Below are 19,940 nucleotides of genomic sequence, written 5' to 3'. Positions count from 1 at the left end.
AGGCGATGGACACCACACTCGAACATCGACTTGGGTTGGAGTACAGCGCCTGCAGAGGTGGTGTTCCGTCTCACAAATACTGTTTATTTCTGATGACGTTCGTTGCCGTGAAAGCGGCCGTCAGAAAAACCTGTATCTGCGAGACAGACCACTAATCCAGGAGCTCGCTCAAGGGGATAAAGCTGACTTCGTCGCCCTCGACCAGCGTCTGCCCTTCGAGCACTTCGACCAGCCCTTCGGCCCACGCCGCACTGCGCAGCACACCGGAGCTCTGATTCCGGTAGATGATTGCCCGGCCGTTTTCCATGCGACCTCGCAGGTATTCTCGCCGACTGCCAGGCTTGGCCCAGACAAACCCCGCCGGCACCTTGAACCTGAGCGGCGCCACCGATTGAACGCCTTGGCGTCGCAACAGGTAGGGCCTGGCCAGCAACGCAAAAGTCACCAGTGTCGAGGCAGGATTACCAGGCAAGCCTATGACCGGCACGCCGCGGAAGTGCCCAACCGTTAGCGGCTTCCCGGGTTTGATGGCGAGCTTCCAGAGTGTCAGCTCACCCTCCTCGCGCAGCACGACGCCCAGGAAGTCGGCTTCCCCGACCGATACACCACCGGTGGACAGGATCAGATCAACATCCGACAGCTGGGCCAAGCGGGCCCGGGTAGTCGGCAAGTCGTCCGGCAGGATACCTGCGTCGAGCACTTCACAACCCAGGCGCTGCAGCCAACCGCAGAGCAGCACACGGTTGCTGTTATAGATCTGGCCGGGGCCCAGCGGCTGGCCAGGCTCCACCAGCTCATCCCCCGTGGACAGGACCGCAACCCGGACCTTGCGAATCACGTCGAGGGATGCACAACCCAGGGATGCGGCCAGGCCCAGTTCGATCGGTCCCAAGCGAGTGCCGGCAGCCAGCACCTGTTCGCCAACGGTGGTTTCCTGCCCTTGAGGACGGATGTTCTGTCCACTGGCCAAGGGCTCGGTAAACCGCACTCGCTGGTCGCTTTCAACCAGGACGTTTTCCTGCATTTCCACGCAGTCGGCCCCAGCGGGAACGGGTGCTCCCGTGAAAATCCGCGCGCAGGTCCCAGCAGCCAGCGGTTGCGGAGCCTGTCCGGCAAAGATCCGCTGGCTGACCACCAGCGGTTCACCCTTCCAGTCAGCCAGCCGCAACGCATAACCGTCCATGGCGCTGTTGGGCCACGGTGGCAGATCCAGGGTCGACACCAGATCCTGCGCCAGCACCCGCCCCTGTGCCTCAGCCAGCGGCAGGCGCTCACGCTGGGTCACCGGCGTGGCTGCCGCCATGGCGAGCAGTTGCTCCAATGCAACTTCCACAGCCATCAGGGCGCCGGTCTTGCCAGGTTTACCCACGGGATTCACAAGGAGCCGCCTGTTTCAAATGGGCCACGAAGTTACAGGGGCGGTGCCGCGCATCCAGCTGCTCAGCGAGAATCCCGTCCCAGCCGGTGCGCACTGCGTTGGTAGACCCCGGCAAACAGCACACCAGCGTGCCGTTGGCCAGGCCCGCCAGTGCTCGAGACTGAACAGTGGAGGTGCCGATGTCCGCCACGGAAATCTGCCGGAACAACTCACCGAAACCGTCGACCTGCTTGTCCAGCAGGCACGCGACCGCTTCCGGGGTGCTGTCACGCCCGGTAAAGCCGGTGCCACCGGTGATCAGCACCACCTGCACCACCTCATCGGCAATCCAGGTCGCCACTTGTGCCCGAATCTTGTACAGATCATCTTTGAGCAGGACCCGCGCCGCCAGGTTATGCCCGGCCGCGCCGAGTCGATCGACGAAGACCTGTCCGGATGTGTCGGTTTCCAGGGTACGGGTATCACTGACAGTCAGCACCGCGATATTGAGCGGCACGAAAGGTACATCAGCCTTGGCTTTCATAGGCTCGTCCAGTTGTAGGGGAAACAGCCCGGTGTTATATCACAGCGCTTCATTTTTTCGCCTGTGCGGAGACACACCATGACCTCGAATACTGCCCTGCCATCTTGCTCCATCCTGCTGCTGGCCGGTGGCCGTGGACAACGCATGGGTGGGCAGGACAAGGGTTTGGTGGAATGGCAGGGCGAGCCGCTGATCGCCCATCTTCATCGCAAGACCCGCGCATTGAGCGATGACCTGATCATCTCCTGCAACCGCAACCCTGAACGTTACGCACGGTATGCCGATCGTTTGGTGCATGACGATGAAGGTGATTATCCCGGCCCCCTGGCAGGCATCCGGGCCGGCCTCAAGGCGGCAAGGCATCCGTATTTGCTGGTGCTGCCATGCGATGTACCGCAGATCGATGCCAGCCTGCTCGACAGCATGCGCACGATGGCCAGCCAGCATCCCCATGTACCGCTGATGGTGCGCCACGGCGAACATTGGGAACCGCTGCTGTGCATCATTCCACTGGCATTGGCATCGGCTTTCGAAAAGGCCTGGAGTGAAGGCGAACGCAGCCCCGGCCGCATCATGCGCACACTGCACGCCGTCGCACTGCAATGCCCGGCCGACGATCCCCGGTTGGCGAATCTGAACACGCCGGAACTGCTGACGCGACATAAAGGCCACTAGTGGCCTGTGTGGCTAATTCGTTTACTCAACTTCGGCGCCAGGACTTGCCAGCCTGCGTTGCCATTCCTCGCCGTAGCGGGGCTACGACTCGTCATAGCGCCTTGCCCGGCAAGCCCTGGCACTCGAATTTGAGTACTCGAATTAACCGTACAGGCCACTAGCCAGGAACTTGCGTGCAATGTATACGTCTGAAGGTCAGTAACCTGAAGAATTCATTTTCGGAGAAACACCATGACACAACGGACCCTCGCCACTTTCATGCTCGCACTGGGCCTCGCCACTCTTGCCGGGTGCGCATCGCCTACAGTGATTACCTTGAATGACGGTCGCGAAATCCAGGCCGTCGACACCCCAAAGTACGATGAAGACACTGGCTTCTACGAGTTCGAACAACTGGACGGCAAACATACCCGCGTGAACAAGGATCAGGTTCGCACCGTTAAAGATCTGTAAGCTCTGACGCCGCAACCCGATACAGAAAAGCCCGCAATGCAACATTGCGGGCTTTTTGTTGGCGGCTGGAAAGCCAAAATTACCACTGCAGCGTAATACCGCTCTCGAACATGCGCTCCTCACCCGTGACCGGATCAATGAAACGCAACCCCTGAGCCAGCAGTTTAAGGGGATTGGCGTAATCATCCTCTGCATCCCTGAGCACGTCAGGGTAGAACGGGTCGTTGCAGATTCCCGCCCCCAGGGCATTCATATGAACCCGTAACTGATGCTTCTTGCCGGTGACCGGAGACAGGCCGTAGCGCCATAGCTCGCCATTCCTTTCCAGGATTTCGATGGCCGTTTCGGTATTCGGTTCGCCCGGTCCCTCCTGCATCCTGAAGAACGGGTCGCCATCGATCATCCGGCTTCTATGCACTCGCGGAAAGGTCAGCTGAGGCAACGCACGGGCAATGGCCTGGTAGCGTTTCTCTATCTGTCGCGTTGGAAACAATGACTGGTAAGCCGATCGGCTCTGGGGGTTGGCCGAAAACAGCACCAGACCGGCCGTGTGCCGGTCAATCCGGTGCAAGGGCACCAGATGAGGATTGTCCAGCCGCCGGATCAGCCGTCGCAACAGGGTTTGCTCGACATATTCCCCCGCCGGAGTGACAGGCAGGAAATGCGGTTTGTCCGCCACCACCAGATGCTCGTCCGCGTACAGGATCGACTCCACGACCGGGATCGGCTTCTCGTCGGGTACTTCGCGAAAATAATGAATGCGCAAGCCTTCACGGTACGGCAAATCGACAGGAATCGCCTTGCCCTCAGCATCCAGCACCCGGCCCCGGGCAATCCGATCCAGCCACTGCTCGCGGCTGATGGCGCTGAAATGCTCGCACAGGCATTCCAGCACGGTCTGCCAGGAACCGGGGGGCAGGTACAACGTGCTGGCCTGATGGTGTGCAGCGGTAAACGATGAACCGGACATCGGACACTCTTGAACATTTTGCGGGGCCACATTATCCGACAGTCGCACCAGCCAGCCCAGCAATGATTACCTCACGCCGGAACAGAGGCCACTGCTGCCGCCTCGGTGAACTCCTTCAACCAACGCAGCACCTCCACCGCCTCCCAGCGACCTGGGTCGTACAACGCATACAACAGCCCCTGATAACCCACCACATCCAGTTGCTTGTGATAGCCGGCACGCTGGAACAGCGCTTCGATCTCAGCGAAACAGGTGTTGAAATGCAATTTGTTGAAGGGTGTCTTGCCTTCGGTCACCAACCCGTCCAGGCGCAGTTCCAGGACGGCTTCGTGGACAACGTCTACGGACATCCTGTTCACGCTGTTCTTCAATTGTTCGACATTGACCAAGGGGTGCACTCCAGATAGCTGTATGAACATACAGTAACCGAATGCAGCCTTTTCGCCAATGGCGACGTGGGGACACGATGAACGGAAGGATGTCAGCGCAGGAAGGCGACTACCTGATCGGCGTCAAAAGGCCAGTCAAGTTCGACACCGGTATCGACCCGGCGCAGCACCGGGATGCGCAGTCCATAGGTATCGATCAACGCCTCGCTCTCCGGACCATCACCGATATCCACCAGCTCTACGAGCAAGCCATGGTCAACGAAAGGCATCAGCACACCCTCGGCGATCTCACAGAGATGACAACCCACGGTACCGAACAGTTGGCATTCAGGAAGCATGGCTGGTAGACCCATAAGAGATAGACGGTCATTCTAGGCGCGCCCTCGAAAACCGTCGAGTCGGGTCTCCGCATCAGCAAAACGCTGATGCAAATCACTGAACACAAATGCCTTTTCGACAACCCTGGTCAGCTTTCCCCTTCTACGCTGTGTACCAAGCCTTGAAACGGAGTGTCCCTTGTTTGCCAACCTGCTGATCATTCTCGCCTCGTCACTGGTGGTCATCGCCCTGTTCAGGCGATTGCACCTGCCACCGGTGTTGGGCTACCTGTGCGTCGGGTTGGCCATAGGCCCTACCGCCCTGGACTGGGTGAATGACAGCGAAGAACTGCCGGACCTGGCCGAGCTCGGGGTGGTGTTCCTGTTGTTTTCGTTGGGGCTGGAATTCTCCCTGTCCAGGATGCTCGACCTGCGCCGGGTGGTGTTCGGCCTCGGCAGCCTCCAGGTGGTGTGTTCGGGAGCGCTTCTGGGCGTGCTGCTGGTACTCTGCGGCGCGCCGGTATTGGCCGCGTTGCTGCTCGGGGCCGGACTGGCGCTGTCGTCGACTGCCATTGTCAGCAAGGAACTGACCAGCCTTGGGGAAATCTTCAGCAGCCACGGGCAGAACGCCATTGGCGTGCTGCTGTTCCAGGACGTTGTCGCAGTGCTGTTGCTGACCCTGGTACCGGTGTTCGCCGGCGGCAGTTCGCAGGCGTGGTATTGGGCCTTGCCCCTGACACTGGGCAAGACGCTGGTCCTGTTCGGTGGGTTGCTGCTGGCCAGCCGCCTGCTGCTGCCACGCCTGTTCCATGAAGTCGCCGCCTCTCGCTCCGCCGAATTGTTCGTGCTGCTGGCCTTGGTGATCGTGTTGCTGACCGCCTGGCTGACCCATCTGCTGGGCCTCTCACCGGCCCTGGGGGCATTCCTGGCGGGCATGCTGCTGGGGGAAAGTCATTACCGCCACCAGATCGAAGCCGATATCCGCCCGTTCCGCGACATCCTGCTGGGGTTGTTCTTCGTCAGCATCGGCATGCTCATCGACCTGCAACTGTTCGTCGATGACGGCTTGCTGATCCTCGGGTTGACCCTGGGACTGATGCTCATCAAGGGCTGCGTGGTCGCCATCCTGGTGAAATGGCACGGCAGCGACGGTGAAACCGCCTGGCGCAGCGGCCTGGCCCTGGCCCAGGGCGGCGAATTCTGTTTTGCCTTGATGGCACTGATGCAACAGAACCGCCTCATGCCCGCCGACATCGGTGGCCTGCTGCTGGCGGCGACGTTCTGTTCAATGCTGCTCACGCCACTCTTGCTGCGGGCCGCACCCACCATAGCCGCACGCCTGCATCGCAAACCCAACGAAGCAGCGCAACTGGACCAGATCAACGCGCTGAACGCGGGCCTCTCGGATCACGTCGTCATTTGTGGATACGGACGCGTCGGCCAGTCCATCGGACGGTTTCTGCGCCGGGAAGGCCAGGCTTTCGTCGCCCTGGACGATGACCCGGTCATCATCCAGGAAGCCACCGTCGGGGAAAGCAGTGTGCATTACGGGGATTCGAGACGAGGAGACCTGCTGGCCGCCGTGGGGCTGAGCCGCGCACGATTACTGGTGATCGCGGTCGACAAGACCGACATCGCCTTGACCGTGCTCAGGGCGGCCCGGCGGGTCAACCCGCAGGTCCCGATCCTGGTGCGCACCCGCGACGACAGTCAACTGGCCGAGTTGCAGGCCGCCGGGGCCAGCGAAGTGGTCCCGGAACTGCTGGAGTCGAGCCTGATGCTGGCCTCCCACGCCCTGATCATGCTCGGGCTGCCGGAACAGCAGGTCCGACAGCACGTGGATCAGGTCCGTCACGATCGCTATCGCCTGTTACATGGTTTTTATCCCGGTAACCAGGACAAGGACGCGTGACGACTCAGTCCTGGCTGACCGCACCGATCTTGTGAATCGACAGGTCAGCGCCGTAATACTCTTCTTCCTGGGACAAGCGTAGCCCCAACAGCCCCTTGATCACGCCGTAGACCGCGAACCCGCCGGCCAATGCGATGACAATGCCCAGGGCAGTGCCGATCAGTTGGCTGACCAGGCTGACCCCACCCAGGCCGCCCAGGGCGTCCTGGCCAAAGATGCCGCAAGCAATGCCACCCCAGACGCCACACAAGCCATGCAAGGGCCAGACACCGAGCACGTCGTCGATTTTCCACTTACCCTGGGCCGCGGTGAAACACCAGACGAACAAGGCGCCCGCAATGGCACCGGTCGCCAGCGCGCCTACCGGGTGCATCAGGTCGGAACCGGCACAGACCGCCACCAGCCCGGCCAGCGGACCGTTGTGCAGGAAACCTGGGTCGTTGCGTCCAACAAGCAATGCCGCCACGGTACCGCCGACCATGGCCATCAACGAATTGACCGCCACCAATCCGCTCACCCCTGGCAGGGTCTGGGCGCTCATCACGTTGAAACCGAACCAGCCGACAATCAGGATCCACGAACCCAAGGCCAGGAATGGAATGCTCGATGGCGCGAACGCTACCAGGCGCCCCTCCCGGTAACGGCCGTTACGAGGCCCGAGCAGAAGCACGGCCGCCAGCGCCAGCCAGCCACCCATGGCATGTACCACCACGGAGCCGGCAAAATCGTGGAAACCGGCACCAAAGCGGGTCCGCAACCAGGCTTGCAGGCCGAAATTACCATTCCAGACCACGCCTTCGAAGAAGGGGTACACGAATGCCACGATCAACACCGTGGCGCACAGCTGCGGCGCAAAACGTGCACGTTCGGCAATACCGCCGGAGATGATCGCCGGGATGGCGGCAGCGAAGGTCAGCAGGAAAAAGAACTTCACCAGGCTGTAGCCATGATCGGTGCTCAGCACTGCGGCCGGCTGCAGGAACGTCACGCCGTAGGAAATCCAGTAACCTATGAAGAAATAGGCCAGGGTCGAGACGGCAAAATCGCTGAGGATTTTCGACAGCGCATTGACCTGGTTTTTTTGCCGGACAGTTCCAACTTCCAGGAACGCAAAGCCGGCATGCATGGCCAGGACCATGACCGCACCGAGCAGGATGAACAGGGTGTTGGAGCTGTGGACCAGATTGTCCACGGCACTTTGCATATTTTCCATGGTGTTGGCAGACCTGAAAAAGTTGAAGAAGCACCGAAGCGGTTCGCCCCACCTGCCAACGCACCAAGTTGAAACAGTTCGCTTACTGGCCGGAGGCCAACGAACCGCTTTGGTGCGTTAAAAATGGCAATGCGACGTTCCGCTGCGGGGTGCTTCGCGGGTTTTGATTATTTGGGTTAAGGTTTTGCGGGCTGCGCCCAGCTTCAGCGCAGTAGCGCGGGACGACGCACCAGTACATGGCAGAACCTTGGGCCAAAACCGAGCAAAAGTTGTACCAGTCACTTTCACTGAACCTTCCGGCAAGGCTCATACTCGAACGCTTCAGACGTCATTTACGGAGACTCACCCATGGCCAGAACCCAGGCAAAGACTGCTCAAGAAATCCTTATGGAAGACTTTCAGACGCTGGTCAGCGACACCGAACGGCTACTGGACCACACCGCGACACTGGCGGGCGACCAGGCCGATGAGCTGCGCAGCCAGATCCACGAAACGCTCCTGCGCGCCCGCGACACCCTCAAGCTGACCGAAGATTCCATGCGCGAACGCGGCCAGGCCGCAGTCATCGCTACCGAGGAATACGTACAGGCCAATCCTTGGCAGTCCGTCGGCATCGCCGCTGGGGTGGGCTTTCTGATCGGCCTGCTGGCGACACGGCGCTGATATGGATATCAACGACTCCGGCTCGTCCGAATCGGGCACAGCCTCTTCAGCGCGCCGCCTGGGCGCGGCGTTTCTCGGGCTGCTGCACAGCCACGTTGAACTGTTCGGCATGGAACTGCAGGAACAGAAAGCCCGGACTGTCAGCCTCCTGTTGTTCGCCGGCCTGGCGCTGGTGTTTGCCTTGCTGCTCCTGGTAGGGCTCTCGACCCTGGTGCTGATCCTGGTGTGGGACACCTATCGCCTCGCGGGCATCATCGGCCTGTGCCTGTTCTATCTGTTGGCGGCATTGTTCTGCGGCCTTCGACTCAGGGCAGCGATCTACGATGAATCGACACCCTTCCACGCCACACTCGAAGAACTGAACAACGACCGGGAGCGCCTGCTGCCATGAGCCTTCCCGACATCCCTCAAGCCCGTACCCGCCAGGAAATGCGCAAGGCACTGGTGCGCCTGCGCATGGAAATGCATCGCCAGGAAATCCGTCAGGAAACGCGCCAGCTGTTGCAACCGCTGCAGCGGATGCGTGGCCTTGGCCAGAGCTGGCACGAAGGCTTCGGCATCAAGCATGCGCCACTCTGGGGTATGGCAGCCGTGTCCTTGCTCGGCTTCATCGGTGGCAAGCGGACCCGCAGCGGACGCAGCGGCGGGCTGATTCGCCTGATCCGACTGGCAACGACCCTGGTGCCGCTGATCAAACTGGCCCGCAACGTACGCAAGCCCTGACGGGCTTGCGGGACGCTTCACGAACCGGGAAGCTAGGGCATTTCTATCTCAACGGAGCAACCGGCCTTGGATTGGCATACCCTGCTGACTCGCGAACGTCTCGGAAAACCTGTACACAGCCCGGAAGAGCTGGGCCGCAGTCCTTTTCACAAGGACCATGACCGCATCATCTTTTCCGGAGCCTTCCGCCGCCTCGGACGCAAGACGCAGGTACACCCGGTGTCCAGCAACGACCACATCCACACGCGCCTGACCCATTCGCTGGAGGTCAGTTGCGTCGGGCGCTCCCTGGGCATGCGCGTGGGGGAAACCATCCGTAGCGCCCTGCCTGACTGGTGCGAACCGAGCGACCTGGGGATGGTGGTGCAATCCGCCTGCCTGGCACACGATATCGGCAACCCACCCTTCGGTCATTCCGGCGAAGACGCTATCCGCTATTGGTTCCAGCAGGCGGCTGGCCGCGGCTGGCTCGACGCCATGAGCGAGGCCGAGCGCAGCGATTTTCTCAACTTCGAAGGCAACGCCCAAGGGTTCCGGGTCCTCACGCAACTTGAATACCATCAGTTCGATGGAGGTACCCGACTGACCTATGCCACCCTCGGCACCTACCTGAAATATCCCTGGACCGCCCGCCATGCCGACTCCCTGGGCTACAAGAAGCACAAGTTCGGCTGCTACCAGAGCGAGTTGCCGTTGCTGGAGCAGATTGCCCACAAGCTCGGCCTGCCACAACTTGAAGACCAGCGCTGGGCACGGCATCCGCTGGTGTACCTGATGGAAGCCGCCGATGACATCTGCTACGCGCTGATCGACCTGGAAGATGGCGTGGAAATGGAACTGCTGGACTATTCCCAGGTGGAGTCGCTGCTCCTGGATCTGGTGGGCGACGATATTCCGGACACCTATCGCCAGCTCGGGCCACTGGATTCCCGGCGACGCAAACTGGCGATCCTGCGGGGCAAGGCCATCGAACACCTGACCAACGCCGCCGCCCGGGCGTTCGTCGAGCAACAGGAAGCGTTACTGGCCGGCACGTTGCCGGGTGATCTGGTAGAGCATATGCATGGCCCGGCCAAGCGTTGCGTGTTGAATGCCAAGGACATGGCGCGCAAGAAAATATTCCAGGACAAACGTAAGACCTTGAATGAAATCGGTGCATACACCACGCTTGAAATCCTGCTCAACGGCTTTTGCGGTGCAGCCCTGGAACAGCATGGAGGCCGCCTACCCTCCTTCAAGAATCGCCGTATTCTCGACCTGCTGGGGAACAATGCCCCCGATCCCAATGGTCCTTTGCATACTGCGTTCCTGCGGATGATCGATTTCATCGCCGGGATGACAGACAGTTATGCCAGCGAAATGGCCCAGGAGATGACCGGTCGTACCCGCCAGTGACATTGCCCTGTGGGAGCGAGCCTGCTCCGGGCGGCGATCCGACGATAGCGTCCGATCACTTTGCCTTCATGGCGACTGACACTCCGCTTCGGAAGCCGGCTCACTCCCACAACGGATTCGCAACGTAAGTTGCACAGTGTTGACAACATACTTTCGCCCTGCTTGTAAAAGCTGACGCTCTAAAACCCTCTCCCGGTCTTTAGCCCGCTCATAAAAACGCGGCCTTCTCATTCCCATTACCTACTAAAAACCTAATTACCTCGTAGTACTCCGCTTCTTTTTTTGTAGGAAACTTCTGAAATTGAATATGTACACCCGTCTCCTCATACGACCACGGCTTTAACTGGGCTAAGGTGCGCGCTTTATTTAAGCTCGCAAGGGACTTTATTCATGAACTCCGTTTTCATTGTCGACGATCATCCGGTCATTCGCCTCGCCGTTCGCATGCTTCTGGAGCACGAAGGTTATAAAGTCGTAGGAGAAACCGACAATGGCGTCGATGCGATGCAAATGGTGCGCGAGTGTATGCCGGATCTGGTTATCCTGGACATCAGCATCCCCAAGCTGGACGGGCTGGAAATCCTCTCGCGCTTCAATGCCATGACGACCCCGCTCAAAACGCTGGTGCTCACGGCACAGTCACCGACTCTGTTTGGCATCCGGTGCATGCAGTCCGGAGCCTCCGGTTACGTTTGTAAACAGGAAGACCTCAGCGAACTTGTCAGCGCAATCAAGGCCGTATTATCCGGCTACAACTATTTTCCCAGCCAGGCACTGAATCCGATGCGCCCTGACGATCCGCGCAGTATAGAGTTGGATCTGTTCAAGAACGTCAATGATCGGGAATTGATGGTATTGCAACTTTTTGCCCAGGGTCGCACCAACAAGGAAATAGCCAAAGGTATGTTTCTAAGCAATAAAACCGTTAGCACCTACAAGAAACGGTTGATGCAGAAACTCAAGGTCAAGTCCCTGGTAGAACTGATTGAAATGGCGAAACGAAACGCACTGGTGTGAGAATAAACAGGATGTTCAGATGCATGAAAGGATGCCTCCTGCTATTGATGGCAGGGTTATATGCAGGATTTCTCGCCGCGGCGCCGGGTGCGCCCGAGCCCTACACACTTCTGGGTCGCTCGACGGCGGCTTCTCCCAAGGTCAACCTGGATGAGGCCCAGCGTGCATGGCTGCTGGGGCGAAAGGAGTTGGTCCTGGGAACCTCCGCGCCGGATTACCCGCCCTTCGATCTGTCCACCAGCGGACGCGACTACGAAGGCATGACCGCCGATTACGCCGGGCTCATCGCCGACGCAACCGGCCTGCCGATGAAAGTCCTGCGATTCGGTTCCCGTGAGGCAGCGATCGCGGCGCTCAAGCACGGACAAATCGACCTTCTGGGTAGCGCCAACGGTTTCGAAGCCCGCGACCCCGACCTTGTCCTGTCGACCCCTTATGCCGTGGACCAGCCCGTTCTCGTCACCCGAACCAATGAAAACCGATCCCTGAACGAGGACCTCGAGGGACTGCGGCTGAGCATGGTCTATCACTACCTGCCCTTGCAGGACATCGAAAAACTCTACCCAAAGGCGCACCTCACCACCTACCCGTCCTATCAGAACGCCATAAATGCCGTTGCCTTCGGCCAGGCCGACGTATTCCTCGGCGATACCATTTCCACTCATTACATGATCAGCAAGGGCTACCTGAGCAACATCCGCATGGCCAGCTTCGGCAAACATGAATCCTACGGATTCGGTTTTGCGCTAAGACGTCACGACACCCGGCTGCTGGAAATCATCAATACCACACTGAACCAGATCCCGATCGCCGAGCAAGCCGCGATCTCCAAACGCTGGAGTGCCGGCGCCGACCTCTACCTCACGGAGCACAGGATACAACTGACCGATCGGGAGCGACGCTGGTTGGCCGGGCATCCGGTAGTTCGGGTCGCCGTGAACGAAACGTTCGCCCCGTTCACTTTTTTTGATTCGGACGGCGATTTTCGCGGGATCAGTGCCGATCTGCTGGAGCTGATCCGGCTGCGTACAGGCCTGCGCCTGGAGATCCAGCACAAGCGCAACGACAGCGACGCGATTACCGCGCTGCTGAACGGCCAGGCCGACCTGATTGCGGCACTCGTACCCAGCAGCGAACGGCAGCAACAGGTGAAATTCAGCCGCCCCTACGTCGACAGTTCGTTCGTCCTGCTGACTCGAAAGCAGTCCGACACGCCTGCCACACTCGACCAGTTCGGGACCAGGACCCTGGCGATCGCCAAGGGCAACCCGGTCATCGAGTGGTTGCACAAGCAGTATCCAGACATCAGGATCGTCGAGACTGAAACCCCCTCGCACGCCATTGAACTGCTCGCCCAAGGCCAGGCCGACGGCAGTGTGAATGCCCTGGTCATGGCCAATTATTTTCTCTCGTCGCACGCATTCCGGGACACGCTGCAAATCAGCAGCACCGTTGGCACCCAGCAGGCCCTGTTTTCCCTGGCCACAGCCAAGAACGCCACCGAGTTGAACACCATTCTCGACAAAGCCTTGACCAGCATCGACCCCGACGAACTGGGCGTGATCAACAACCGTTGGCGAGGCTACGTTTCGGCATCGGAACACACCTGGCGAACCTATAACCGCCTGTTCTTCCAGATCGTTGCCGGCGTTGGCCTGCTATTGCTGATCTCATTGGCCTGGAACGCCTACATGCAGAGACAGATCCGCCAACGGCAAAGGGCCGAACTGGCGTTGAACGACCAGCTCGAATTCATGCGCTCACTGGTCAACGGCACCCCTCACCCCATTTACGTAAGGGATCGCAACGGCGTCCTGCAAAGTTGCAATGACAGCTACCTGGAAGTGTTCGGTGCAAAACGTGAAGACGTCATCGGCAAGGACGTGATGCCCGGATCGATGAGCAACGCCTTCGAAGCGCAGGAATACCAGGCGGACTATCAACGCGTCATGGCCGAAGGCACTGCCCTGATCGTGGACCGGCCGCTGCACATTGGGGACAGAAAGCTGACGATCTATCACTGGATCCTCCCTTATCGAAACTCCGCTGCCCAGGTACAGGGCATTATCGGTGGTTGGATCGACATCAGTGAACGACGACAGCTTTTCGATGAGTTGCGAGCCGCCAAGGAGCGGGCCGATGACGCGAACCGGGCCAAAAGCACCTTCCTGGCAACCATGAGCCATGAAATCCGCACCCCCATGAACGCTGTGATCGGCATGCTTGAACTGGCGTTGATGCACGCCGATAAAGGGCACGTGGATCGCTCGACAATCGCAGTGGCCTACGAATCGGCCTCCGGCATGCTGGAGCTGATTGGCGACATCCTGGATATCGCGCGCATCGAATCGGGTCACCTGAGCCTGGCACCCGAACGGGTCAGTCTCAGGGCGATGCTGCAATCGGTGACACGAGTGTTCGAAGGCGTGGCGCGGCAGAAAAATCTCGTGCTGTCATTGCGGTTCGAACCAGCGGACGATAATCCTGATGTGCTGGTGGATCCTCTGCGGTTCAAACAGGTGCTTTCGAACCTGATCAGCAATGCACTCAAATTCACCGAACACGGCTGGGTGAGGGTCGAGGTCAGACTGACTCGATCCGCCCAGGACGATACCCTGCACATGCAACTTGAAGTCAGCGACAGCGGCATCGGCATCAGCCCCACCGACCTGCAACGGCTGTTCGAACCCTTTGCCCAGGCCGACAATGCCGGCCGGATGGCTCGCAAGGGTGCCGGGCTGGGGCTGGTGATCAGTCGCAACCTGTGCCGGATGATGGGCGGTAGCCTGCACTTGAACAGCCAGCCAGGCACCGGTACCCAGGTCAGGGTCTGCCTGAAGCTGACCGTTCTGCCCCCGACCACGACGGGCACACAGCCTGAACCGGTAATAGAAACCGCCACGGCCGCCCTGAACGTTCTGGTGGTGGACGACCATTCGGCCAATCGCTTGCTGATGTCGCAACAACTGGAATATCTCGGCCATCGCTACCAGGTCGCCCATGAGGGTGCCGAAGCGCTCAAGACCTGGCTTGAAGGGGACTTCGACCTGGTCATTGCCGATTGCAACATGCCCGTCATGAGCGGCTACGAACTGGCCGGAGCGATTCGCAAGCACGAAGCCGAACAACGATTGCCACCCTGCACCATTCTGGGGTTCACCGCCAATGCACAGCCTGAGGAAAAACAACGCTGCCAAGCCGCAGGAATGGACGACTGCCTGTTCAAACCGATCAGCCTGAGCGAACTCAGCCAATGGATGAAGGCCATCAAACCCATCAGTCGCTCAAACGTTTTCAATGTACAGAACCTGCACGCGCTCACCGGCGGCAATCCCCTGTACACCCAGCGCCTGTTGGAAGAATTGCTCAACAGCAACAGATCGGATCGCCAGGAACTACTCGCTATCGCCCGAAGCGGGAACCGGCAGGCACTGACCGAAGCGGCGCACAAGATAAAAGGTGCCGCCCGAATCGTGCAGTCGCCCTTGCTGATCCAGCGATGCGAGGCGCTGGAGCAGGCCTGCCATGAAGCACTGGCACGTTACCGGATCGAGGAATGCACCGGAGCCCTCGAACACGCCATGACCGAGCTGGAACGGGTCCTGGAAACAGAGATCGCCAAGGCAAAATAAACAGGGGTTTACTATGCTGTTCGCTCGGCAGTGCGCACCAGGGGCGTTCTCAATGGTGTTCCCCTCCGCGCCTTGCCTGGCTCGCGTCAATGCAACGCGGTGCAAAACCATTGAGAACGCCTGACTCCTGGAGGGACTGCAATGCCCAGCGCGCCGCGTCCGGAACAACGTCGGTTCCCCCTGCACGTCCACATCAGCGTGATGTTCACTCTGCTTCTGTTGCTGACTGGTGTGGTACTGGGGGTCTTCAACTACCGGCAGACGACGCAGATCATCCTGTCCAGCAGTGAAAAGCTGTTCAACCGAATTGAACAGGACGTGCGCCTGGACCTGTACGACACCTACGAACCGATCCGCCACGTGTTGAGCCTGCTGGCCGACTATCCCGCGACACAGGCATCCAACGTGGACCAACGCCTGGCCCTGTTAGGGCCCTTCAGCCAGGCGCTGCGAGACAACCCGAACCTGGCTTCGTTGTATCTGGGCGATAGCAACGGTGACTTCCTGATGGTCCGGCCGCTACGCACCGAGGCACTGAAGACCGCCTTGAAAGCGCCTGCCAACGCGTTTTATCAGGTCTGGACCGTGGAACGCGCAAACCCTGAAGGCCCGATCCGCTCCCAGTCATTGTTCTACGACCAGGCGCTGGTGCTCATCGGTCGCCAGGACAACCCCGGTGACACCTTCGATCCACGCCGCCGAAGCTGGTTTCGCAGCGCGCTGGAAACGGCCGGCCAGATCACCACCGAGCCCTACGTGTTCTTCTCCACCCACGACATCGGTACCACCCTCGCCCGACGTAGCGGCGACCAGGCGGTCATCGGTGCCGACCTGACCCTGGCGGCTCTTTCCCAGACCCTTGCCAAGCACAAGGTCACCACCGACACCGAGATCGTGCTGCTCGACCCTCTTGGCAATGCGGTGGGCTACCCCGACAGCAACCGCTTACTCACCGATACCCACTCGGCACGCCTGATCAAGGCCCGCGACCTCAATCCGGCCATCGCCGCCGTGCTGGACGCGCGCAGTGATGCCTCACGCCTGGAGGTGGCTGGACGTCGATGGATCGTTTCCCGCAGCCATATGGAGGAAGGCGGTCCCCAGGGCCTGGAACTGGCGTTGCTGGTCCCGGAAGATGAACTGCTGGTCGACGCCTATCGCATGCGCTGGCAAGGCGCGCTGATTACCCTCGCCACCCTGCTGCTGTGCCTGCCCCTGGGCTGGCTGACCTCCAGGATACTGGTCAAGCCTCTGGACGCGCTGGTGCAAGAGGCCGATGCCATTCGCAGCTTCGATTTCCATTACCCGATGGCCCGCCGCTCCCTGGTGCTGGAGGTCGATCAGCTGAGCCTCTCGATGGCCCGGATGAAAGAGACCCTGGCAAGCTTCTTCGAAATTACCGCCAGCCTGCGCGCCGAAACCCGCTTCGCCCCGCTGCTGGAGCGGGTGCTGTTCGAGACCGTGAACATCGGTCAGGCCCAAGCCGGCCTGATCTACCTGCGCGAGAACGACAGCGATCAGATGAAACCCTATGGGTTGGTGATCGAGCAGACCCCACAGGACCTGGGCGCTTTCCAGTTGCAGCGCCATGCGCTGAGCAGCAACGACAGCCCTCCATGGCTCCAGCAACTGGCTGTCTCGGATAACCTCGTCACTTCCCTGGGTTTCGAGCAGGCGGGTGACCTGCAAGGCGTCCTGCGGGCATTGGACGCTCCACGCGTGCACCTGATCGGCATCCGTCTGCGCAATCGTCATCAGGAAACCGTGGGTATCCTGGTGCTGTTGATCAACGACAGCGGCACCGAGGCCGACCTGGAAAAACTGCAACCGGACCGCATCGCGTTCCTGCAGGCCGTGTCCGGTGCCGCTACCGTGAGCATCGAAAGCCAGCGCCTGCAGGCCAGGCAAAAACAATTGCTGGATTCGTTCATTCAACTGCTGGCCGGTGCCATCGATGCCAAGAGCCCTTACACCGGTGGCCATTGCCAGCGAGTGCCAGTCCTGACGCTGATGCTCGCCCAGGCCGCCGCCACCAGCCAGACACCGGCGTTCAAGGCCTACCGACCGACGGAAGATGAGTGGGAAGCCCTGCACATCGCTGCCTGGCTGCATGATTGCGGAAAAGTCACCACTCCCGAGTACGTGGTGGACAAAGCCACCAAACTGGAAACCCTGAACGACCGCATCCACGAAATCCGCACCCGTTTCGAAGTGCTGAAACGCGACGCCTGGATCGATTACTGGCAGGCCCTGGCAATGGGTGGCGAGCCGTCCTCCCTGGCGCAGTCACGGGATGCGGCGCTGGCCAGCCTCGACGACGACTTTGCCTTCGTCGCCCACTGCAACCTGGGCGCCGAAGCCATGGCCGACGCCGACCTGCAACGCCTGCAACGCATTGCCCAACGTCCGTGGACCCGGACCCTCGATGATCGCCTGGGGGTTTCCTGGGAAGAAAACCGACGCCAGGCGCGCTCGCCCAAGCCAACGCTTCCGGTCTCGGAACCGTTGCTGGCCGACAAACCCGAGCATCTGTTCGAGCACCACGATGCCGAATTGATCCCGGCAGACAACCCGTGGGGCTTCCAGCTGGACGTCCCGCCATGGAAATACAACCGTGGCGAACTCTACAACCTCAGCATCAGGCGGGGCACACTGACCCGTGAAGAGCGTTACGTGATCAATCACCACATGGTGCAAACGATCCTGATGCTCAGCCAGTTGCCCTTCCCCAGCCATCTGGAAAATGTCGCGGAAATCGCCGGGGGGCATCATGAGAAAATGGACGGTACCGGCTACCCCAAGCGGCTCAAGCGCGAGCAAATGAGCCTGCCGGCACGCATGATGGCGATTGCGGACATTTTCGAAGCACTGACCGCGGCCGACCGCCCCTACAAGAAAGCCAAGAAACTGAGCGAAGCCCTGGGCATCATGGCCACCATGTGCCGTGAGGCCCACATCGACCCCGAGCTGTTCGGGCTGTTCATCGATGAACAGATCTACCTGAGCTACGCCAACCAGTTTCTCGATCCGCAGCAGATCGATGACGTCGACGCGGACAGCCTGTTGGCCCAGGCGGGATTGCGGTCATGCTGATCATGCCGCAATCCCTGTGGGAGCGAGCCTGCTCGCGATCGGTGGCTCAGTTGAAAACGATGTCGACCATGCCGCCGCCATCGCCGGCAAGCCTTGCTCCCACTGAAGTTCCTGCCCATTCAGCAATCGGTCAAACGCAGAAAAATCTCCGCCAATTGCTCGATGCCCGCCTGGTCACGTTCGCTGAAGCGCGCCAGCTTCGGGCTGTCCAGGTCGAGTACGCCAATCAGTCGCCCGTCCTTGATCAGCGGTACCACCAACTCGCTGTTCGACGCGCTGTCGCAGGCAATGTGGCCGGGAAAAGCATGGACATCCTCGACACGTTGGGTCTGGCCGCTCGCGGCTGCAGCGCCGCAAACACCCCGCCCGAAAGGAATCCGCACACAGGCGATCTGGCCCTGGAACGGACCCAGCACCAGTTCCTCGTTGCGATTGAGGTAAAAACCGGCCCAGTTCAAATCGTCCAGCTGACTGAACAGGAAAGCCGAAAACTGCGCGGCGTTGGCGATGAAATCGCGCTCATCCGCCAGCAGGGACTCCAGTTGTGCCGATAACAAGCCGTAGCCGTCGAGGCCTAGGCCCGTGCTCTTCAAATCGATCATGCCTTGTGCTCCAGAAGTTTCAGGCCCACCCAATAACGGGCAAACTGATAGGCGCAACGGCCGTTGCGGTTGCCGCGTCCGGTGGCCCAGCGTACCGCCAGCACGTCCAGCGCCTCGTCACGCTGCCAGGCCAGCCCGGCCTTCGCCGCCAGCTCGCCGATCCAGTGTTCCACCACGTTGAGGAAATGCTCCTGGGTAAACGGATAGAACGACAGCCACAACCCGAAACGGTCGGACAACGCGATCTTGTCCTCCACGGCTTCACTGGGATGAAGTTCGCCGTCGACCCGTTTCCAGTTCTCGTTGTCGCTTTCCTTCTCCGGCACCAGGTGACGGCGGTTCGACGTGGCGTACAACAACACGTTGTCCGGCGCCTGTTCGAGGGAACCGTCCAGCACACTTTTAAGCACGCGGTAATCACCCTCACCGGATTCGAACGACAGGTCATCGCAGAACAACACGAAGCGCTGGGGCAACCTGGCGATCTGCTCGACCACTCGGGGCAAGTCGGCCAGGTGATCGCGCTCGATCTCGATCAACCGCAGGCCATCTCCGGCATGCTCGGCCAGCAAGGCACGCACCAGGGACGACTTGCCCGTTCCCCGCGAGCCCCAGAGCAACGCATGGTTGGCCGGCATGCCGTCGATGAACTGCCGGGTGTTGCGGCCCAGTTGCTCGACCTGGCGGTCGACGCCGATAAGGTCCGACAGGCGCATGTCGAGGCTGACCTGCAGCGGCAGCAGATAGCCGCTGCGTCCGTCGCGCTGCCAGCGGGCAGCCAGGGTCACCGTCCAGTCGATGGCGGGCCGGGGAGCGGGCAACAGGGGCTCGATGCGGGCCAGAACGGCATCGGCGCGCTCAAGAAAAGCATTCAATCGGGCGTCCACGTCTTCTCCTCGGACAAATTCACAGTAATGATGGCGCTGCCGCGCCGAAACGCCGTTTTCAAAGAGCGTTTCATCCCATCCAGCACACACCGGCCGCG

Annotated in this window: 18 protein-coding genes; 10 read left to right on the top strand and 8 right to left on the bottom strand. The window is 60.3% G+C overall.

Features of this window, described 5'->3' with window-relative positions:
• Nucleotides 1-151: 151 nt before the first annotated feature.
• Entirely contained in the window at nucleotides 152-1,339 is a 1,188-nt protein-coding gene (locus tag ACODTO_RS06360) for a molybdopterin molybdotransferase MoeA (RefSeq protein WP_489106109.1), read from the bottom strand.
• Nucleotides 1,340-1,361: 22 nt separating this feature from the next.
• A complete protein-coding gene (moaB, locus tag ACODTO_RS06355; RefSeq protein WP_047701515.1) occupies nucleotides 1,362-1,901 on the bottom strand; it encodes a molybdenum cofactor biosynthesis protein B in 540 nt (179 codons plus the stop codon).
• A gap of 78 nt (nucleotides 1,902-1,979) precedes the next feature.
• Between moaB and mobA the strand changes: the two genes are divergently transcribed.
• Both mobA and ACODTO_RS06345 read left to right on the top strand, forming a co-directional pair.
• Nucleotides 1,980-2,576, top strand: a complete 597-nt coding sequence (gene mobA / locus ACODTO_RS06350; RefSeq protein WP_175362948.1) for a molybdenum cofactor guanylyltransferase MobA — start codon at nucleotides 1,980-1,982, stop codon at nucleotides 2,574-2,576.
• Nucleotides 2,577-2,807: 231 nt separating this feature from the next.
• Nucleotides 2,808-3,029 carry a YgdI/YgdR family lipoprotein gene (locus ACODTO_RS06345; protein WP_041020703.1) on the top strand — a complete coding sequence of 74 codons (222 nt, stop codon included), beginning with the start codon at nucleotides 2,808-2,810 and terminating at the stop codon, nucleotides 3,027-3,029.
• 79 nt (nucleotides 3,030-3,108) lie between these two features.
• Here the strand turns inward: ACODTO_RS06345 and ACODTO_RS06340 are convergent, their stop codons facing one another.
• The 3 genes from ACODTO_RS06340 to ACODTO_RS06330 all read right to left on the bottom strand — a co-directional run bounded on the left by ACODTO_RS06340 (nucleotide 3,109) and on the right by ACODTO_RS06330 (nucleotide 4,726).
• Entirely contained in the window at nucleotides 3,109-3,999 is an 891-nt protein-coding gene (locus ACODTO_RS06340) for a pseudouridine synthase (protein ID WP_175385737.1), read from the bottom strand.
• Between the two features lie 71 nt (nucleotides 4,000-4,070).
• A complete protein-coding gene (locus ACODTO_RS06335; RefSeq protein ID WP_489106098.1) occupies nucleotides 4,071-4,388 on the bottom strand; it encodes a transcriptional regulator in 318 nt (105 codons plus the stop codon).
• Nucleotides 4,389-4,480: 92 nt separating this feature from the next.
• Nucleotides 4,481-4,726: a glutaredoxin family protein gene (locus tag ACODTO_RS06330; protein ID WP_041020700.1), complete on the bottom strand. Its 246-nt coding sequence runs from the start codon at nucleotides 4,724-4,726 to the stop codon at nucleotides 4,481-4,483.
• A 178-nt stretch (nucleotides 4,727-4,904) separates the two neighbouring features.
• Here ACODTO_RS06330 and ACODTO_RS06325 point away from each other — a divergent pair, with 178 nt between their 5' ends.
• The gene (locus ACODTO_RS06325; protein WP_175362950.1) at nucleotides 4,905-6,617 is read left to right on the top strand and encodes a cation:proton antiporter; all 1,713 of its coding nucleotides are present in this window, start codon (nucleotides 4,905-4,907) and stop codon (nucleotides 6,615-6,617) included.
• Between the two features lie 4 nt (nucleotides 6,618-6,621).
• Here ACODTO_RS06325 and ACODTO_RS06320 read toward each other — a convergent pair whose 3' ends face one another.
• Complete coding sequence (locus ACODTO_RS06320; RefSeq protein ID WP_489106097.1) at nucleotides 6,622-7,830, bottom strand: ammonium transporter; 1,209 nt, start codon at nucleotides 7,828-7,830, stop codon at nucleotides 6,622-6,624.
• A gap of 348 nt (nucleotides 7,831-8,178) precedes the next feature.
• Between ACODTO_RS06320 and ACODTO_RS06315 the strand changes: the two genes are divergently transcribed.
• The 7 genes from ACODTO_RS06315 (at nucleotide 8,179) to ACODTO_RS06285 (ending at nucleotide 18,353) form a co-directional block, all read left to right on the top strand.
• Complete coding sequence (locus ACODTO_RS06315; protein WP_041020697.1) at nucleotides 8,179-8,493, top strand: ElaB/YgaM/YqjD family protein; 315 nt, start codon at nucleotides 8,179-8,181, stop codon at nucleotides 8,491-8,493.
• A 1-nt stretch (nucleotide 8,494) separates the two neighbouring features.
• Nucleotides 8,495-8,884: a phage holin family protein gene (locus ACODTO_RS06310; RefSeq protein ID WP_139646982.1), complete on the top strand. Its 390-nt coding sequence runs from the start codon at nucleotides 8,495-8,497 to the stop codon at nucleotides 8,882-8,884.
• Entirely contained in the window at nucleotides 8,881-9,216 is a 336-nt protein-coding gene (locus ACODTO_RS06305) for a hypothetical protein (RefSeq protein ID WP_139646984.1), read from the top strand. The genes ACODTO_RS06310 and ACODTO_RS06305 overlap by 4 nt, the downstream gene beginning before the upstream one ends.
• Before the next feature lie 66 nt (nucleotides 9,217-9,282).
• Entirely contained in the window at nucleotides 9,283-10,611 is a 1,329-nt protein-coding gene (locus ACODTO_RS06300; protein WP_139646986.1) for a deoxyguanosinetriphosphate triphosphohydrolase, read from the top strand.
• A gap of 390 nt (nucleotides 10,612-11,001) precedes the next feature.
• Complete coding sequence (locus ACODTO_RS06295) at nucleotides 11,002-11,628, top strand: response regulator transcription factor (protein WP_041020693.1); 627 nt, start codon at nucleotides 11,002-11,004, stop codon at nucleotides 11,626-11,628.
• 23 nt (nucleotides 11,629-11,651) lie between these two features.
• The gene (locus ACODTO_RS06290) at nucleotides 11,652-15,260 is read left to right on the top strand and encodes a transporter substrate-binding domain-containing protein (RefSeq protein WP_489106096.1); all 3,609 of its coding nucleotides are present in this window, start codon (nucleotides 11,652-11,654) and stop codon (nucleotides 15,258-15,260) included.
• A gap of 141 nt (nucleotides 15,261-15,401) precedes the next feature.
• Nucleotides 15,402-18,353: an HD domain-containing phosphohydrolase gene (locus ACODTO_RS06285; protein ID WP_139646990.1), complete on the top strand. Its 2,952-nt coding sequence runs from the start codon at nucleotides 15,402-15,404 to the stop codon at nucleotides 18,351-18,353.
• A gap of 119 nt (nucleotides 18,354-18,472) precedes the next feature.
• Here ACODTO_RS06285 and ACODTO_RS06280 read toward each other — a convergent pair whose 3' ends face one another.
• Entirely contained in the window at nucleotides 18,473-18,955 is a 483-nt protein-coding gene (locus ACODTO_RS06280; protein ID WP_139646992.1) for a GAF domain-containing protein, read from the bottom strand.
• A complete protein-coding gene (locus ACODTO_RS06275) occupies nucleotides 18,952-19,842 on the bottom strand; it encodes an ATP-binding protein (RefSeq protein WP_139646994.1) in 891 nt (296 codons plus the stop codon). The genes ACODTO_RS06280 and ACODTO_RS06275 overlap by 4 nt, the downstream gene beginning before the upstream one ends.
• Nucleotides 19,843-19,940 lie beyond the last annotated feature (98 nt).

This window comes from Pseudomonas sp. FG13, from assembly GCF_057809755.1.
This window is presented reverse-complemented; position numbering and strand designations above follow the sequence as displayed.

What these genes read in the sequence shown, in the direction of transcription:
- ACODTO_RS06360 (WP_489106109.1), bottom strand. Translation starts at nt 1,339, where the DNA reads ATGGCTGTGGAAGTTGCATTGGAGCAACTGCTCGCCATGGCGGCAGCC.
- moaB (WP_047701515.1), bottom strand. Translation starts at nt 1,901, where the DNA reads ATGAAAGCCAAGGCTGATGTACCTTTCGTGCCGCTCAATATCGCGGTG.
- mobA (WP_175362948.1), top strand. Translation starts at nt 1,980, where the DNA reads ATGACCTCGAATACTGCCCTGCCATCTTGCTCCATCCTGCTGCTGGCC.
- ACODTO_RS06345 (WP_041020703.1), top strand. Translation starts at nt 2,808, where the DNA reads ATGACACAACGGACCCTCGCCACTTTCATGCTCGCACTGGGCCTCGCC.
- ACODTO_RS06340 (WP_175385737.1), bottom strand. Translation starts at nt 3,999, where the DNA reads ATGTCCGGTTCATCGTTTACCGCTGCACACCATCAGGCCAGCACGTTG.
- ACODTO_RS06330 (WP_041020700.1), bottom strand. Translation starts at nt 4,726, where the DNA reads ATGCTTCCTGAATGCCAACTGTTCGGTACCGTGGGTTGTCATCTCTGT.
- ACODTO_RS06320 (WP_489106097.1), bottom strand. Translation starts at nt 7,830, where the DNA reads ATGGAAAATATGCAAAGTGCCGTGGACAATCTGGTCCACAGCTCCAAC.
- ACODTO_RS06315 (WP_041020697.1), top strand. Translation starts at nt 8,179, where the DNA reads ATGGCCAGAACCCAGGCAAAGACTGCTCAAGAAATCCTTATGGAAGAC.
- ACODTO_RS06310 (WP_139646982.1), top strand. Translation starts at nt 8,495, where the DNA reads ATGGATATCAACGACTCCGGCTCGTCCGAATCGGGCACAGCCTCTTCA.
- ACODTO_RS06305 (WP_139646984.1), top strand. Translation starts at nt 8,881, where the DNA reads ATGAGCCTTCCCGACATCCCTCAAGCCCGTACCCGCCAGGAAATGCGC.
- ACODTO_RS06295 (WP_041020693.1), top strand. Translation starts at nt 11,002, where the DNA reads ATGAACTCCGTTTTCATTGTCGACGATCATCCGGTCATTCGCCTCGCC.
- ACODTO_RS06290 (WP_489106096.1), top strand. Translation starts at nt 11,652, where the DNA reads ATGAAAGGATGCCTCCTGCTATTGATGGCAGGGTTATATGCAGGATTT.
- ACODTO_RS06285 (WP_139646990.1), top strand. Translation starts at nt 15,402, where the DNA reads ATGCCCAGCGCGCCGCGTCCGGAACAACGTCGGTTCCCCCTGCACGTC.
- ACODTO_RS06280 (WP_139646992.1), bottom strand. Translation starts at nt 18,955, where the DNA reads ATGATCGATTTGAAGAGCACGGGCCTAGGCCTCGACGGCTACGGCTTG.